The 15,168-nt window shown below is 32.5% G+C and carries 24 protein-coding genes and 1 pseudogene; 4 read left to right on the plus strand and 21 right to left on the minus strand.

Going from position 1 to position 15,168, the window contains the following annotated elements; translation table 11 throughout:
* The first annotated feature begins 13 nt into the window (after positions 1-13).
* Positions 14-370, plus strand: coding sequence for a holo-ACP synthase (gene acpS, locus MOV50_RS01320; protein WP_321778652.1), 357 nt, complete (start codon positions 14-16; stop codon positions 368-370).
* 2 nt (positions 371-372) lie between these two features.
* Here the strand turns inward: acpS and thiS are convergent, their stop codons facing one another.
* Positions 373-573, minus strand: coding sequence for a sulfur carrier protein ThiS (gene thiS / locus MOV50_RS01325; RefSeq protein ID WP_321778653.1), 201 nt, complete (start codon positions 571-573; stop codon positions 373-375).
* Between the two features lie 108 nt (positions 574-681).
* On the opposite strand from thiS, the gene MOV50_RS01330 reads away from it, so the two are divergent.
* From MOV50_RS01330 to MOV50_RS01340, 3 genes are read left to right on the plus strand one after another with little or no spacing between them, the layout of a single operon-like run.
* Positions 682-843, plus strand: a complete 162-nt coding sequence (locus MOV50_RS01330) for a hypothetical protein (protein ID WP_321778654.1) — start codon at positions 682-684, stop codon at positions 841-843.
* A complete protein-coding gene (locus MOV50_RS01335; RefSeq protein WP_321778655.1) occupies positions 824-1,225 on the plus strand; it encodes a response regulator in 402 nt (133 codons plus the stop codon). The genes MOV50_RS01330 and MOV50_RS01335 overlap by 20 nt, the downstream gene beginning before the upstream one ends.
* A 58-nt stretch (positions 1,226-1,283) precedes the next feature.
* Positions 1,284-1,433: a hypothetical protein gene (locus tag MOV50_RS01340; protein WP_321779688.1), complete on the plus strand. Its 150-nt coding sequence runs from the start codon at positions 1,284-1,286 to the stop codon at positions 1,431-1,433.
* 112 nt (positions 1,434-1,545) lie between these two features.
* Here MOV50_RS01340 and MOV50_RS01345 read toward each other — a convergent pair whose 3' ends face one another.
* The 20 genes and pseudogenes from MOV50_RS01345 to MOV50_RS01435 form a co-directional block, all read right to left on the minus strand.
* Entirely contained in the window at positions 1,546-1,710 is a 165-nt protein-coding gene (locus tag MOV50_RS01345) for a hypothetical protein (protein ID WP_321778656.1), read from the minus strand.
* A 509-nt stretch (positions 1,711-2,219) separates the two neighbouring features.
* Positions 2,220-2,363 carry a hypothetical protein gene (locus MOV50_RS01350; protein WP_321778657.1) on the minus strand — a complete coding sequence of 48 codons (144 nt, stop codon included), beginning with the start codon at positions 2,361-2,363 and terminating at the stop codon, positions 2,220-2,222.
* A 380-nt stretch (positions 2,364-2,743) separates the two neighbouring features.
* The gene (locus MOV50_RS01355; RefSeq protein ID WP_321778658.1) at positions 2,744-3,106 is read right to left on the minus strand and encodes a hypothetical protein; all 363 of its coding nucleotides are present in this window, start codon (positions 3,104-3,106) and stop codon (positions 2,744-2,746) included.
* Between the two features lie 13 nt (positions 3,107-3,119).
* A complete protein-coding gene (locus MOV50_RS01360; protein WP_321778659.1) occupies positions 3,120-3,440 on the minus strand; it encodes a biotin/lipoyl-binding protein in 321 nt (106 codons plus the stop codon).
* A complete protein-coding gene (locus tag MOV50_RS01365; protein WP_321778660.1) occupies positions 3,430-3,669 on the minus strand; it encodes a hypothetical protein in 240 nt (79 codons plus the stop codon). Before MOV50_RS01365 ends, MOV50_RS01360 begins: the two co-directional genes overlap by 11 nt.
* Positions 3,670-3,671: 2 nt before the next feature.
* Positions 3,672-4,550, minus strand: a complete 879-nt coding sequence (locus MOV50_RS01370; RefSeq protein WP_415846391.1) for a peptidase domain-containing ABC transporter — start codon at positions 4,548-4,550, stop codon at positions 3,672-3,674.
* A gap of 30 nt (positions 4,551-4,580) precedes the next feature.
* A pseudogene (locus MOV50_RS01375) lies at positions 4,581-5,074 on the minus strand (ABC transporter transmembrane domain-containing protein); the annotation flags it as partial.
* The gene (locus MOV50_RS01380; RefSeq protein WP_321778663.1) at positions 5,031-5,537 is read right to left on the minus strand and encodes an ABC transporter transmembrane domain-containing protein; all 507 of its coding nucleotides are present in this window, start codon (positions 5,535-5,537) and stop codon (positions 5,031-5,033) included. The gene MOV50_RS01380 and the pseudogene MOV50_RS01375, both read right to left, overlap by 44 nt.
* A gap of 23 nt (positions 5,538-5,560) precedes the next feature.
* On the minus strand, positions 5,561-5,770 hold the full coding sequence (locus MOV50_RS01385; protein WP_321778664.1) for a hypothetical protein: 210 nt from the start codon (positions 5,768-5,770) through the stop codon (positions 5,561-5,563).
* The gene (locus tag MOV50_RS01390; protein WP_321778665.1) at positions 5,755-5,928 is read right to left on the minus strand and encodes a hypothetical protein; all 174 of its coding nucleotides are present in this window, start codon (positions 5,926-5,928) and stop codon (positions 5,755-5,757) included. Before MOV50_RS01390 ends, MOV50_RS01385 begins: the two co-directional genes overlap by 16 nt.
* Before the next feature lie 64 nt (positions 5,929-5,992).
* On the minus strand, positions 5,993-6,256 hold the full coding sequence (locus MOV50_RS13475; RefSeq protein WP_415846392.1) for a TolC family protein: 264 nt from the start codon (positions 6,254-6,256) through the stop codon (positions 5,993-5,995).
* Complete coding sequence (locus tag MOV50_RS01395; RefSeq protein WP_321778666.1) at positions 6,163-7,062, minus strand: TolC family protein; 900 nt, start codon at positions 7,060-7,062, stop codon at positions 6,163-6,165. Before MOV50_RS01395 ends, MOV50_RS13475 begins: the two co-directional genes overlap by 94 nt.
* Positions 7,050-7,304, minus strand: a complete 255-nt coding sequence (locus tag MOV50_RS01400) for a calcium-binding protein (RefSeq protein WP_321778667.1) — start codon at positions 7,302-7,304, stop codon at positions 7,050-7,052. Before MOV50_RS01400 ends, MOV50_RS01395 begins: the two co-directional genes overlap by 13 nt.
* 167 nt (positions 7,305-7,471) lie before the next feature.
* The gene (locus MOV50_RS01405; RefSeq protein ID WP_321778668.1) at positions 7,472-8,476 is read right to left on the minus strand and encodes a calcium-binding protein; all 1,005 of its coding nucleotides are present in this window, start codon (positions 8,474-8,476) and stop codon (positions 7,472-7,474) included.
* A 116-nt stretch (positions 8,477-8,592) separates the two neighbouring features.
* Positions 8,593-10,248, minus strand: a complete 1,656-nt coding sequence (locus tag MOV50_RS01410; RefSeq protein WP_321778669.1) for an Ig-like domain-containing protein — start codon at positions 10,246-10,248, stop codon at positions 8,593-8,595.
* The gene (locus MOV50_RS01415) at positions 10,232-11,209 is read right to left on the minus strand and encodes an Ig-like domain-containing protein (protein ID WP_321778670.1); all 978 of its coding nucleotides are present in this window, start codon (positions 11,207-11,209) and stop codon (positions 10,232-10,234) included. The genes MOV50_RS01410 and MOV50_RS01415 overlap by 17 nt, the downstream gene beginning before the upstream one ends.
* An 82-nt stretch (positions 11,210-11,291) precedes the next feature.
* Entirely contained in the window at positions 11,292-11,555 is a 264-nt protein-coding gene (locus tag MOV50_RS01420; RefSeq protein ID WP_321778671.1) for a hypothetical protein, read from the minus strand.
* A 31-nt stretch (positions 11,556-11,586) separates the two neighbouring features.
* Positions 11,587-12,465 carry a hypothetical protein gene (locus MOV50_RS01425; RefSeq protein WP_321778672.1) on the minus strand — a complete coding sequence of 293 codons (879 nt, stop codon included), beginning with the start codon at positions 12,463-12,465 and terminating at the stop codon, positions 11,587-11,589.
* Positions 12,410-14,338, minus strand: a complete 1,929-nt coding sequence (locus tag MOV50_RS01430) for a hypothetical protein (RefSeq protein ID WP_321778673.1) — start codon at positions 14,336-14,338, stop codon at positions 12,410-12,412. The genes MOV50_RS01425 and MOV50_RS01430 overlap by 56 nt, the downstream gene beginning before the upstream one ends.
* Complete coding sequence (locus tag MOV50_RS01435) at positions 14,307-15,167, minus strand: hypothetical protein (protein ID WP_321778674.1); 861 nt, start codon at positions 15,165-15,167, stop codon at positions 14,307-14,309. The genes MOV50_RS01430 and MOV50_RS01435 overlap by 32 nt, the downstream gene beginning before the upstream one ends.
* Position 15,168 lies beyond the last annotated feature (1 nt).

Raw genomic sequence — 15,168 nt, forward strand, 5'->3', positions numbered from 1 at the left:
TGTTATTCAGTAAATGATTGGTATAGACCTTATAAAAATCTCTCGAATGAGTCGCTTAATTGAGAGATTTGGAGAGAAGGCACTTCTTAGATTTCTTTCTCCACTAGAAATAATGCTCGTTAAAAATCCTAAAACAGCATCTGGATTTTGGGCAGCCAAAGAAGCCACTTCTAAAGCTCTTGGAGTGGGTATAGGAAAAGATTGCTCTTTTGAAGATATAACCATATACAAAACCGATAAAGGTGCTCCAAAACTAAAACTATCTGAAAAATTAAACACAAACTTTCATATTAAAGATATATCTTTATCTATAACTCACGATGGTGATTATGCTATCGCAGTTGTTGCAATAGAACTTCATATTACTTAAAATCAACCACCACCAACAAAATCAAGTAATTCTAACTTATCAGAATTTTGAAGAATATATGTGTTCCATTCACTCTGCTTTACAATATCCATATTTACAGCGGCAGCCATTACCTTACCTTCTAAAGACAACTCTTGCAATACTCTGTTTAAAGTTATATTTTCATCAAATTGTTTTATTTCACCATTTATAATTATATTCATTTTAGCTCTTTTTAAAAAAATTTATGTATTGTACCGATTTTAATTGAAATAACTATAAATTATTGATATACTAATCCCCTTATAAATAAACTTTAAAAAGAAAAATAAATGCTAAACTCTAAAGAAATATTACAATACACAAAAAATCTTTCAATTTTATTTGTTGAAGATCATGCTGAACTAAGAGAAAACACCACAGAAATATTAAAAAGTTTTTTTAATGTAGTTGATTCAGCTGAAGATGGAATAATTGCACTTAAAAAAATATAAAAATTATTATAATGACAACTCTAGCCACTATGATATAGTTTTAAGTGATATTCAAATGCCTAATCTGAATGGAGTTGAATTAACATCAAAACTTTATAATATAAATCCATCTCAACTTCTTATAATTTTGTCTGCTCATGATGATTCAAAATATCTAATGCCACTTATAAATTTAGGTATTGAACAATTTATAAAAAAACCAATAGACTACCAAGAACTACTTAGAGCATTACTTAATAGTTCTAAAAAGATTATATCCAACTCAACTCAACAAGTCCGCACCACATCAAATAAACTTTATTTCAGTGAAAGCATCTTTTTTGATAAGGCTAATAGTTCTCTTTTTAATAATTCCCAGATGATTTACTTGACAAAAATATGAAATCATTTTTATACAACTGCTAAGCAATAATGTTGGAAAGATATACTCAAATGAAGCTATATCGGAACATTTTGATTCATTAGATGAACATCTTGATATTCAAAATATTAGAAAACTTGTTTCAAAATTTAGGAAAAAATTACCAGAAAATGCTCTTGAGAGTATTTATGGAATAGGTTACAGAATAATACCCTCAATAGAAGTCTAATATTACGGGGAAGACTTACAGTCATTATCATAATGATAACTTATAAATACTTTATGTCTTTTAGTCATTCTTATCCTTCGTATAATCTATAGAGTACATATATAAAGTGAACTTATTTAGCTTCATAAAACTTTCCCTTAATAGGCTTATTAAATACACCTATAGAACTCATAAACTTAACAGGAAATGATTTTCTACTTTTTCCATCAACAGCTTTGTAAACTATAAAGTGTAAGTGTGCCCCTCTAGTAAAACCTGTTTTAACCACTGTAGCCAATAAGTTTTCCTTTTTTTAACCATCTCTCCAACTTTTACAACTACACCGTTTGTTTTAAATGCGCATAAGAACCAAGTGTTCCATCACTATGTTCAATAATAATAAAATTTGCATGTTTTTCAAATGTACGACTTGCTCCACCAAGATTAGAATCAGACTTTGTTTTTTTACGACTATTCCTTCTCTCGCGGCATAAATGCCAGTGCCATCTTTCATATTAAAATCAACAGCATATTGACTTTTTCCGTAATGACTAAATTTACCGTTTAAAACCTTGAGACACCATCTGTTTCGTACCTAGTTTATATGGCAGTCTATAGATATAATTTTTATTTATGTTTTGCATCTTTCGAGCCAAGGGTCCAAATCATAATGAGCTTTAAATGAAAAGTTTTTTCTCTCTATATGAAGTCGTAACACTTCTTGTTTACTATATGCTTTTAAAACAAAGAGTATTGGTAATTTTTTTTCACTTTTTAAGTTTGTATAGTTTGCATTGTAAGCTACTGTTACACTAAATGGATTATTATTCTCATCCCATCTACTAGAACATACTCTCCAGATTTTCTGGCTTTAACTGTTACGCCATCATCAGATGCAACTAAAGAACTAATAATAAAAATAAAATAAGAACTGCTATTCTCATCGTACACTCATTCCTTCATCTAAATATTTAATCAATGGATAAATAAAGAACTCAATAACACGCCGTTTTCCAACTTTAAGCTCTGCTGTTACACTCATACCTGAGGTCAAATATACTTTTTTCACCCTTAACTACAAGAAATTCTTTTTTTGGTTCTAAGTAAATCTCATAATACTGGACCTAGTTTTTTCATCATCTATAGAATCATCTGAGACATGGCTAACTATGGCAGGAATAAGCCCATACTTTGAAAGTTAAATGTATCCACCTTAATAACGGCATCCATTCCTTTTTTTATAAACCCTATATCTTGATTAAGTACAGTTGCTTTATCACTAGGGGGACAATTACTTGGAACAATATAAATTAATTTTTCTGCTGGTGTAACTACACCACCAATAGTATGAACCATGAGTTTAGAAACAAACCATCAACAGGAGAAGTAATTCTTTGTTTTGCTTTTCTAAACTCTATTGAGTCTATTTCTACTTTAAGTAGTGTAGCCTCTTTGCGTTTTTGAGTAAGTTCTTCAAGTAGTTTGTTTTGGTAATCTTGAGTTACTAAAATTTTCTGTTCAGTCAATCCATTTAGTTTTTCATTAAGTTGAATAACATCATGGTCTTTCATTCTAACCTGTTTTTCGTATTCTATAACTTCTTTATGTATATCGTCATATTCACTTCTTGCAATAATATCTATCACTTCTTGTAAGCGTGCTTCTTGATTTTTAACATTTTCTAAATGCTGCATTAAACGACTTTTATCAGTATATACTGATTCTATTTGTTGCTGTATTTGTAAAATCTGTTTTTTCAATCAACAAATGTTGTTGTTCATATCCTAGTTTACTTGTCTTATAAATAAGTACTTGGGTTGCTAGAACAGCTGAATCTTTGCATATTGAAGGAGGAATAAATTTTTTATTCTCAATAAGAGCCATTAATCGTGTTGTCTCTATTTCTAATAACTCTAGATTTTTTTCTTTAGACTTTAAATTTGTCTCAGTTACTGATGGATCTATTTCAACTAAAACTTGTCCTTTATGAACTAACTCCCCCTCTTTTACTAAAAGCTTACTTATCACACCTGTTTTCTATTGGCTGAAGTACTTTAATCTCACCAAGAGGAATTATTTTTCCTCTAGCACTTACAACTATATCTATCTTTCCTATGTATAACCACAAACTGCCCAGAGTCATAAAGGCTATGATAGTCCAAAGAAGCATTCGTCCTAGTGGATTTAATGGACGATCTTCTATCTCAACAAGTAGTGGTTTAAACTCATGTTTGTCTTTTGTATGAAAAAGTCCCATTATTAATCCTGTTGTGTATAAAGTCTATGATAATAGCCTTTGAGTTCCATGAGCTCATCATGTGTTCCTCTCTCAACTATACTACCTCTATCTAGCACTAAAATAATGTCACACTTCTTAACTGTTGTTAATCTATGTGCCACTATAAACATTGTTCTTCCATCTTTAATTGTATTCATATTATCCTGAATAATCTTTTCAGATTCATAATCTAGTGCTGATGTTGCCTCGTCAAATATCAAGATTCTCGGATTTATAATAAGGGCTCTTGCGATAGCAACTCTTTGTTTCTGACCCCCAGAGAGTGCTCCACCTCTCTCTCCCACTTGAGTATCATACCCCTCTGGCAATTCTGATATAAACTCATGTGCTCCTGCCATTTTAGCAGCTTGAATGATTTGTTCCATTGGAGCATCTGGACGAGAAAGAGATATGTTATCTTGAATAGTTCCACTAAATAGATAGTTCTCTTGCAGAACAACACCTATATTATTACGAAGCCATTTAGGGTTCATATGTCTAATATCTACCCCATCAATATATATAGTTCCGCTATTTGGGATATAGAGTCTTTGAATCAGTTTAGTAATTGTACTCTTGCCACTACCACTTCTTCCAACTAAACCTATACTCTGTCCGGCTTTAAACTCAGCACTTACCCCATTGATGACATTAGGCATATCTGGTGAATATGAGAAGCCTATATTATCAAACTTTACACTTCCTTCAATTCTTGGTAGTGTAATCGCTTTATCGTTCGTCTGCTCTGTCGGAGTATTTAGAATATCACCTATTCTATCAACTGAAAGAAGTGTTTGCTGGAACTCATTCCAGAGATTTACCAGACGCAGCACCGGTCCGCTAAACTGATTTGCAAACATCTGAAATGCTATGAGTTGTCCAACACTCAGTTTACCCTCGAGTACTAATGTTACTCCTACGTACAGCATTGAAATAGTCATTAGTTTTGTAGCATACCAGAGAGTCCACCCAATATGTTAGAGAGATTATTCAAATGAAAACTAGCGTTAACATACTTAGCCAAATAGTCTTCCCATTTGCGTTGCATCGAACCCTCTAGCGCCAAAGACTTAACAGTTTGCACTCCTGTAACTGACTCAACCAAGTAAGCATTTGATTGTGCGCCCATCTGAAACTTATCTTCTAGACGCTTACGCAACTGTGGAGTTATAAAAAAGTATATAAGTCCTATCACTGTTACAAATGCAAGTACAAGCATAGTTAACTTAACACTATAAAGAAGCATCACTGCCACAAACACAAATGAAAAAAGTACATCTAGTATTACACTTATTGATTTATTTGCTATAAATTCACGGATGGTATCGAGCTCACGAACTCTAGCGATTATATTTCCGACTTTTCGTTTTTTCAAAGTAAGCAATAGGCAAATCTAAAAGATGCTTAAAAAGTTTAGCTCCTAACTTGGCGTCTATCTTAGATGTAGTATGAACAAACATATAGTTTCGTATAAGATTAATTATAAAATCAAATAAAGCCACTGCAACAAATGCTACAGCTAACACATCTAGAGTAGTCATTGATCTGTGAACTAAAACCTTATCTAAAATAACTTGTGTAAAGAGTGGAGTGACCAGTCCAAAAAGTTGTAAAATAAAAGAAGCTATCAGTACCTCGCCTATAATCTTTTTATAGTTAAGCATCTGGGCATAAAACCAGCCAAATCCAAATTTTACTTGCTGAGAGAGCATCTTATGTTTTAAGACTATAGTTCTCCCGCTACTAATGTTTTCACACTCCTCATTACTCATAATATATGGCTCTTTAGAAGTTGTATCAAATACTAAAATCTCTTTTTTCTCTTCGTTAACTTGTATAATACTCATAAAAGTACCATCTTCTTTTAAGACTATAGCAGCAATGGATAGTTCTTTAAAATTTTCTCAATTGGAAGTTTTTTAATACTGCTGCGAAAGCCTTGATGTTTTGCGATGCGGGTTAGCTCTTCTATGGAGGGTTCACTCTCACTTAGTGCGTACTCTTTTATAATGACTCTTGTATCTATCGGGATACGATTAAGCTTTCCGGCGATTTCCAGAGCTGTTAATGCGGACTGCATTCATTAGTTCCTCTATGTAGTATATTTAATGAAGCACTCTCAAATGCAGCATCAATATCTCTTGTCTCAATATTTAAAGTTCTCTCTAAAAGTTCATACTCTGCATTTATTTTAGTAATACTATCTATTTTTTTAAGTTTATGCAATCTTTTTAACATATCTCTCTTTTATAATTTTCATTTAACAAATGTTGTTCATGCTCTTTTAACATGCTTAGTTCATCTATTCTTGTCGTTTTTGATTTTGATCATAAGCATAATTATGCCTAGCATCTTCTAGTTCTTGTTTTAACCTATGTAGTTCTAGCTTCAACCTTTGTTCATGTGAACTGTGTTTAAAACCTTCAAAAATATTGTACTTTAGCGCAAGTCCAACATTCCAACTCTTTTTATTTATATGTGTAATTGTATAATCATACTCTGTTGGATGTGAGCCGTAATAGTAATAACTACTATAAAATCCAACTGATGGAAGTTGCTCACGAATTGTAAGGAAATTTCATCTTTTTTCTGAGATATCTTCTTATTTAATATTACACCTTCTGTAGTTTTGTCATATACTTCAATAGAACTATTTTCTAAATGTATATTAAGAGGAAGAAGTGTTACATCTTTGTTAAGATTTTTATGACTTAACTGAGATAGTCTTATAATATCTTCTTGGTACTGCATTGATATATTTTCAATATCTCTTTGAATAGTCATGATATATATAGCTTCATCTCCTAAATCAACTTTGGAGTATTTACCAGCTCTGTATAACCTTGATTTCATATCATATAACTTCTTACGCAGGTCTAGCATCTTGGTTCTGTAGTCTATCTCTGTAGTTCTTTTACATGCACTAGCGTAATACTGAAGAATCTGCTGATGAAGTTGCTTCTCTTGCGAACACCACTCCATCTTTTTTATATCTAACTCACTAGATGCTATATCAACTCTCATACTAGTTGTTCCAAAGTGATATAGGTCATGATTTAGCTGAAAAGCTAAAGAACTTTGGTATCTAGTCCCATTAGTGATAGTAACTCCTCCAACAGACTCACTACCAAAAGGAATACCATCTTGTGCTTGATTATATTCAGCATTGTAAGAGACATTCAAACTTGGATAATAAGCAGCCTCTGCACTTTGAACATTCTTTGATTCAATCAAAACATCTGTTTGTTTTATTTTCAAGATAACTGAATTCTCTGTCGTATAATTTAATAGCTCTTGTAGACTTATAGACTCAGCCCATAAAGATGGGCTAAGAAGTAGAGAGAAGAGAGTATATATTTTTAAGTATTCCAAGCACTACTCACTATATTCATAAGGTCAGCATTGTTTTGAATATCATTGTTGTTTATATGGTGCATTCCATTGTCCTGACCATAAGAGTTTATCTGTTGGATAACTAAGTCTATATCATCATTTGTAAGGTAGTTACCATCTGAAAGTTCTATTAGTTCTATTTGGTTTCTTGTACTATCTTGGTCTTTAACTTTTATAGTATCATTGTCACCGTATTGGATAAGGAGGTCTCCTCTTTTCATAATAAAGCTAATATCATCTTTAGTGGTATCTTCACCAAATACTATTTTATCTATATCATCGCTATATTTTTTAGAGTAGTCAGTTATAGTATCATTACCATCACCTTGATTAAAGATGTAAGTATCACTTCCTTTATAACCATCCAGTTTATCATCTCCCTCTCCGCCTACAAGAGTATCATCACCCTGAGCACCGTAGAGTTTGTCTTACCTGAACCACCACTTAAGAAGTCATCTCCTTCATATCCATAAAGTCTGTCTTTTCCTCCAAATGCATATATTATGTCATCTAAGCTATCTAAACCTTTAAGAGTATTATTACCATCTGTTCCTTCTAGTACAATCATAGATTTTACATCATCAATTGAAAGTGTTGTATGATCTGCAAACTCTATTTGTTCTATCTTATTTCTATTATCACTTCCAAACCAATATTTAACTTTTATAGAATCACTCTCATTTACTTGAAGAATTAAGTCATATTTATCTCTTGTCATACTTATGTTTTCTAGAGTTATATCTTTACCAAAGATAATTTTATCTACATCTGTGCTATCTTTTTTAGAGTAATCATCTATAGTATCTTGACCATCACCTATATTGAAGTAGTAAGTATCACTTCCTGTTTCACCTTCTAAGATATCATTACCGTCTCCACCAAAGAGAAGGTCATCACCTTTACCGCCATATAGTCTATCATTACCTGTAGCACCGATTAGAGCATCATTACCTCTACCACCAAATAGACGGTCATTACCTGAGTCACCATAGAGATTATCATCACCTCTACCACCAAAGAGATAATCTCTTTCACTTCCACCAACAAGAAGGTCATTACCATCTCTACCTGAGATATAGTCATATCTAGAGTTACCAAAGATTATGTCATCTCCGCTATTACCTCTTATGTAATCACTAGACTCAGTTCCACTGATAAGATTATCTTGTGTATCTCTTACTATAAAGCTACTACACCACCATCCACTTGTTACATCATTTATGACATCTCTTGATAGGTTGATATCTCCTTGTGCCGTTTGAAGAGATTCAACACCTGCTTGTGTATTAATGAAGTAATTCTTTATAGTAATTATTCCTTCATCTATAACAGTGATTTGCAAATCATCTGAGGTTCGAGTAAAGCTGAGAGAATCTTTATTGATATTACTCATTGAGAGAGTATCATTACCGCTTGCTTCATCTATAACTAAATCTCCACCTTTATAGATATAGCCATCTACTGTGAAGTTAAGTATTGAAGTGACACTTCCACCATTTCCATCATCAACTAAGATAGTAGCGTGTCATTACCGTTAAAAGAAGCATCTGCTTTATAGTGCCAGTTACCGTTTTCATCCACGGTTACTATTCCGTTTTGTGCATCTGTTAATACACTATAGTTTAGAGTATCTCCATCTATATCACTTGCCTCTACTTGTCCATCTATGTTACGGATGTTTTGAAGTGTGAATGATTCGTTTGCATTTAGTACTGTTGGTGCATCGTTAGTACCAACAACTCTAATAACTAAATCTTTAGTATCTGTTGCATCTTTATCATCTGTAACTGTTACAGCAATTGTAATCTCTTGGATTTCATCTTTTGCAAGTGATTGATATGCTTCATCTGCTGGGTTAAAACTGTAGCTTCCATCAATGTTTAATATAAATCCTGCTACTGAATCTGTAATGCTATAAGTAGCTGTTGAATTATCATCTACATCTGTTGATGTGATATTTCCTGTAACTAGGCTTGCATCTTCAGCTGTGTTTATAGCTGTAATATCTGCTATCAGAGGTTTATCATTTGTGCCTGTAATTTCAAATACTATATCTGTTGTTACAGAAGCACTATGCTCATCTGTGATTGTTACTGGGATTGTAACTGTTTCTAGTGCACCATCTGCTAAGTGTTGATATGCTTCATTACTTGCGTCAAAGCTATAGCTTCCATCATCATTTAGTGTAAAGCCTGCAATTGTTGCTGCTGTATAACTAAGTACAGAATTATTATCTACATCATTCGCATTGATTTGACCAGTGATTAATATGCTGTCTTCTAGTAGATTAGTTGTATCTATGCTTTGTACTGTTGGTGCGTCATTTACTGCTTCTATATCAAATGTCAGTGTACTTGTTGTACTTAAGCCATACTGATTTGTAACTTTGATTGTTACTGCATCTGTACCGTTGTAGTCTTGGCTTGGGTTGTAGTTGTATGTGCCATCAGATTCAACACTAAATGCTCCATTTGTTGTTTGGTTTACTACTTCATAAGTAAGTACTCCTCCAACTGGATTAACTACATTAAATATTCCATTTGAACTGTTATCTTCTAGTAATTCATTTGTAGAATCTGAGAGTGTTGGAGTTGATACTTTAGAGTCAAAGTTTAATGTTTTAGTAACACTTCCACCATTGCCATCATCTACTGTAATGATTGCTGTGTCTTCTCCCATATAAGTACCTTCAACATTATATGTCCAAGTGCCATTCTCATCTATGCTAAGAGTTCCGTGTTGTACATCTGTTGATACTGTATAAGTAAGAGTATCTCCATCTTCATCTGTAGCACCAATATCTCCACTTTGCTCTCTTACATCTTGAAGAAGTACATTAGATTCTGCTTCTATTACTATAGGAACTTGATTAATAATGACCTCTGATTGAATAAAATCTACTTTATTGAGATTAACATCATATCTTTGAGCTAAAACTTTATCATTAGCAATATATATTTCTATATTACTTCCATCATCAAAAGTAATTGATTTTTGAATTGTATTAAAAGTAGCTTTTTCTTCTAAAAAATATTCAACATCATCTCCGAACTGATCGCATAAAATTTCTTCCTCTCCAATCTTTTCCCCATTTGAATTGAATCTTTGTTGTCCAATAAATTCTCCAGCTCCACCCTCTACAAAATACTTAACAATAAAACTCACCATTACTTAGAGGAATAACATATGATTTTAAATCATAAAAAGCATCTTTAGTGGTATTAGCAATAAAAGGTTCTCCTATCTTCTCTCCTTGTCCATTAAAAAGTTGTACTTTCACGGCTTCTTCTGAATATGATGACCAAGTGGTGACAAATAAATTATCATTAACTCTTGAAATTGATGGATTAATAAAACTTCCTTCAGATGAATCTATTACAGCAGCTGCTAAAGAATTATTAACAATAATAGCCACCGTTGCTTCATTTGAAACACCTTCTTTATCATCTAAAGCAATATAAGAAAAGCTATCTTCTCCGAAATAATTATCATATGGTGTGTAAACAACCTGATTGTCTTTTGTAACTGTAACTGTTCCATATCTAGGAGAAGATGTAATAGAGATACTTAATTGATCTCCATCTTGATCTGTATCATTTGCGAGTACATCTATTATTACAGCTTTATTACTAGAAGTGGCTATATTATCATCAGATGTTATTGGTGCAGCATTATCTATATGATCTAATGTTATTGTGCCTGTATCTTCTCTACCATCAAGATTTGTCGCTACATAAATGATAGTATCAACACCAAATTGATTTTCATTTGGAATATATGTCAATGTATTATCATCATTAACAATCACTTGTCCATACATTGGTTCCGATGTTATTTTAATAGAAAAACCATCTCCATATGAGCCAGCTCCATCAATATCATTTGACAAAGGGTTAAGAATTGTTGAATTATTTCTATAAACAACAATATTATCATCCTTTGCAGTTACTGTAGCAAATGCTCTAGTAGCAATTTCATAACCTACGCTACTTAAACCTTGTTCTAATTGATTTCCTGTAGATAAGAAAAGAGAAGCTCCATGTCCAGGTTCTGTAGTAGAATAATCATAAGAAAGTGTATTACTTAGCTCAGAAAACTCCTTTCCTTCTTCACGTAAACCTATCATAAACTTTCTATCTGTAGCTTTTGAACAATTAAATCTTTTGTTGTTAATCCTTGAAATACAATACGGTTAAAACCGGTATGGTCTACAACCGTATCTTTACCGTCACCAACACCATAATATAAATAATTATAACTATTGTTATAACTTCAACAGCTGTAGAATCTAAAAATTCTATTGTATCATTACCAGCACCAGCATAGATGACATTTGAAGTATTTCTAACACTTATCGTATCATCTCCTGCTCCTGCATGTAAAATACCGTAGATTGAATCAAATACTATAGTATCATTACCTGCTCCTGTATCTGTGACATCTCTTTCATCAACTGGGACATAGCTACGCATTTTATCATTGAATAATTTGACATGAAGTATGTCATTTTCCAGAACCAGTAATAATTTTATTTCCAGAAGTTTTATTAAAACCTAATGTAACATTATTATTCCCATCTCCAAAATTAAAATAGTTATTTTTACTACTATCATTTATATGTGTTACACTGCTATTACCAAGATTCACAACATCATCCCCAGAACCTGTTATAAAACTATTATTATTAAAAGCTGTTGTAGAACTAGAGATGATTGTATTATTTCCATCTCCGAGGTTTACAATATTACTACTAAAAGAGTGGATAGAATAAGTGTTTATCTCAAAAGTATCATCAGATGCCCCTGTCTGTATATTATTACTATTTGCAGCATAAGCTGAAACATAGACTTGTGTAGTACCACTAGCAGTTATCTTATTATTTGAAGAAGCGTAACCATTACTTAACTCTGCAACATTAGACCCACCAGATAATAAAAGCTCATTGCTTGAACCTATACTTATATTATTATCACCAGAATCAACCACTATAGTATTATGATCTTTTGCAATAACTGTATCGTTACCACCACCAAGGTTCTCAAGTAAAGAAAAGTTTGCTACTTCTATTGATTCGCTCCAGTCACTACCTATAAATGTTGTATAGTCTCCAGCTTTAATAATATCATTCCCACTTATATTAATGATTGTTGCATTATCACCTGCTATTACATTATCTGAACCGCTCCCTGAGTTTATATTAGCATTATTCCCTGCTGTTATATTATCTCTATGTGCTCCTGCATCTATAACTGCATCATTACCAGCGACTATAGTATCTGCACCATCTCCAGCATCTACTGTTGAGTTGTTAAGTACAGTTATATGGTCAGCACCACTTCCACCAAAAAACTGTTGAATTATTACCTGTAGATATAGTATCACTATGTGCTCCACCATCTATGTAGTTATTATTACCTGCTACTTTTATAATGTCTTTACCATCTTCACCATAAAAATAGTCATTTCCATCAGTAGAACTAAAGAAGTCATCTCCAGCTCCACCATAGGCTGTATCATTACCTACCCCAACATTGATAGAATCATCTCTGTCTGTAGCATTAAATGTATTATCACCGCTCCATTTAACTTCATAACCTAATGCTATATACTTGTCATAATCCTCTTGTGTACTTACTTCTTTATACTTTTTACCAATCTCATTTACTGTATCATCTTCTAGGGTTATACCTATAGCTGAGTAACTACTTTCATCTTGTTTTCCATTTAACAAAAAGTTTTTAATAATAAACTCTTTATTAATTGTCTCATCTACTACTATAAGATCATCTCCTGATTTTGTGAAAGTGTAGTTAACTGATTTATATACATTTGGATTTTCTGTAGTGTTTGTAGCTATTATATCTTTTAGGCTTTCATTGTGAAAATATATCTCTCCTGTAGCATCGCTATCTTCTATGATATCACCGTTTCCTGCGTAGTAAGTGTCATCTCCTTCTCCGCCTATTAATATATCTGTTTCATCATCACTTGATTCCTTATCTATTCCTCCTATTAGGGTGTCGTTGCCTGTTCCAGCGTCAAGGATATCATTACCTTCCTTCCCAACTAACTCATCATCTCCCCCTAGTCCATAGATGCGGTCATTTCCTATATCACCACTCATTTGAATATCATTATTATAATTGTCAGTTCCAAAGATGACTTGGTTTCCTGTTTTACCACTTAAGCTTGTACCATACGAGTCAAAAGCTTTATAGCTGTCTTTACCACTACCATCTCCATATCTTGCATCTTTATCTAAAATGTAATAAAGGTAATCTGCTCTATCACTCATATACATATCTGAGTAGTCTGATGGGTTTATATCTGTATAGGCTGGGAGATTTCCTTGGATTGCGAATGGGTTTGAGTTAAGAAGAGCGTAGAGGTTTGATTTTTCTCTTGAGTTTAACTCTGATGCTGATTTATTAGTAAGATTTGTTAAACCTGTTGCTTTTCCTTGATTGTTATCTGTTAGAGCTATTGCTTGGTCGATGATACCAAGAGCACTTTGTTGGTCAAGAAACACATCATCAACTATTTGTATTACTCTTTCATTGCTTACTTTTTCTAAGATTGATGTTAATGAGTTAAGGTTTTGTTCTCCTGTTATTTCTGAGAGCATGTTATGCATGTATAGTGATTCTGTTAAATGTCCCATTCTATGATTACCTAGTGCCCAATCTTCATCTATAGAGACTGGTACTACAGAACCTAGCATTGTTCCTAATCCTGCTGTTGCTTCTGGACCCTCTTTTGCGTAAATATTTGTAATATTTAGAAATAAAGCATTTTGAGGGTCAATTCCTAAAATATTATATGCATCTGTTGTCAATCCTCCAATGCCTGGAGCATTATAAGAATATGTATTTTCCACTCCATTTGGATGAATAGCACTAAACATTTGAGCTAATGCACCACCGAGAGAGTGACCTGTTACATCTAGTTTGGCTCCGATTGGTATAGTTCCATCTAACACCCATTCACTATAAAAATCATTGAGAGCCATGAGCTGTCCATAAGCAACACCTGTTGTTGCCAAAATGACATCAGATACATAATCTGCATAAGAAGTGCTTCCACGGATTGATAGTACATATTTACTATCAATTGTATCATAAAACAACACTGCATCTAGCCCTGTCACTAAAGAGTCAGCCACTGCTTTTACTTCATAGCGATCTGCAAAATTTTCAGCTTGTTTTAGTGAAAATTCATCTTCTTTAACAAAAATATTTTTTACCATCAACAACATAGCCACTACCAAACATCCCAACTTTTAATCCATCAACATAACTTGCTTGTGCTAACTCCGCATAATCTAAATACTCTTTAATCATTGCCATCTTATCTTTCCTCTTTTTAATTTTTAATGTTTCATTTAACATACTTTTTTTTCCACCACATGATGCCCACTTTCCTTTTGAAATTGTTATATTTCTTAGAAATCCTAAAAACCAATTATTACTTAGTCTATAGCTTATATTTTTAGCAATAATTTTATTATTTATTTTATCTTTAATAACAACTATATACATGCTTATACCAACTATCGGAACAACATTTTTATTAATATTTTTACTTAAATCATATTCCCATTGACTAAGTTCACTCACACTAATCTCTTTTTTAACAATACACTTACCACTCTTAAAAGCTTTTGTGTATTTTCTATTAGGACTATCTGGATACCTTGGTTTTACACAATCTTTAGAGGTATTACTATTTATCCAATAACTTCTATAATATTTTCCTGTTGGTTTATAATGATTCATCTCTTTATAATCTATATATTTATATCCTTCATAAGGTTCATGTGGTTCAAATTTACTATCTCTCTTTCCAACATAAAACCCTTCAACATCATCAACAGTTTTATATATATGCACTCCTGCATTTGTCCAACATAGAACTTTATATATTGGATAACCAATTATTATGTCCCATGTAGGAATTAATAAAAATATAGCAAGTGCTATATTCCTAACAATCTTTTCTCCTGTGTATTCATATATTTTAGTTACAGCAAACTTTACTAAAAATATATAACCAATGATTACTCCAAAAAATAAAATTCCTATCATC

The organism is Sulfurimonas sp. (assembly GCF_029027585.1).
GTDB lineage: Bacteria > Campylobacterota > Campylobacteria > Campylobacterales > Sulfurimonadaceae > Sulfurimonas.

Bases quoted from the DNA above. Each gene is read 5' to 3' on its own strand.
- acpS (WP_321778652.1), top strand. From the start codon at position 14: ATGATTGGTATAGACCTTATAAAAATCTCTCGAATGAGTCGCTTAATT.
- thiS (WP_321778653.1), bottom strand. From the start codon at position 573: ATGAATATAATTATAAATGGTGAAATAAAACAATTTGATGAAAATATA.
- MOV50_RS01330 (WP_321778654.1), top strand. From the start codon at position 682: ATGCTAAACTCTAAAGAAATATTACAATACACAAAAAATCTTTCAATT.
- MOV50_RS01355 (WP_321778658.1), bottom strand. From the start codon at position 3,106: ATGCAGCATTTAGAAAATGTTAAAAATCAAGAAGCACGCTTACAAGAA.
- MOV50_RS01365 (WP_321778660.1), bottom strand. From the start codon at position 3,669: ATGGGACTTTTTCATACAAAAGACAAACATGAGTTTAAACCACTACTT.
- MOV50_RS01370 (WP_415846391.1), bottom strand. From the start codon at position 4,550: ATGTTTGCAAATCAGTTTAGCGGACCGGTGCTGCGTCTGGTAAATCTC.
- MOV50_RS01380 (WP_321778663.1), bottom strand. From the start codon at position 5,537: ATGAGTATTATACAAGTTAACGAAGAGAAAAAAGAGATTTTAGTATTT.
- MOV50_RS01385 (WP_321778664.1), bottom strand. From the start codon at position 5,770: ATGCAGTCCGCATTAACAGCTCTGGAAATCGCCGGAAAGCTTAATCGT.
- MOV50_RS01390 (WP_321778665.1), bottom strand. From the start codon at position 5,928: ATGTTAAAAAGATTGCATAAACTTAAAAAAATAGATAGTATTACTAAA.
- MOV50_RS01400 (WP_321778667.1), bottom strand. From the start codon at position 7,304: ATGAAAAGAGGAGACCTCCTTATCCAATACGGTGACAATGATACTATA.
- MOV50_RS01405 (WP_321778668.1), bottom strand. From the start codon at position 8,476: ATGAGTAATATCAATAAAGATTCTCTCAGCTTTACTCGAACCTCAGAT.
- MOV50_RS01415 (WP_321778670.1), bottom strand. From the start codon at position 11,209: ATGATAGGTTTACGTGAAGAAGGAAAGGAGTTTTCTGAGCTAAGTAAT.
- MOV50_RS01420 (WP_321778671.1), bottom strand. From the start codon at position 11,555: ATGCGTAGCTATGTCCCAGTTGATGAAAGAGATGTCACAGATACAGGA.
- MOV50_RS01430 (WP_321778673.1), bottom strand. From the start codon at position 14,338: ATGTTGTTGATGGTAAAAAATATTTTTGTTAAAGAAGATGAATTTTCA.
- MOV50_RS01435 (WP_321778674.1), bottom strand. From the start codon at position 15,167: ATGATAGGAATTTTATTTTTTGGAGTAATCATTGGTTATATATTTTTA.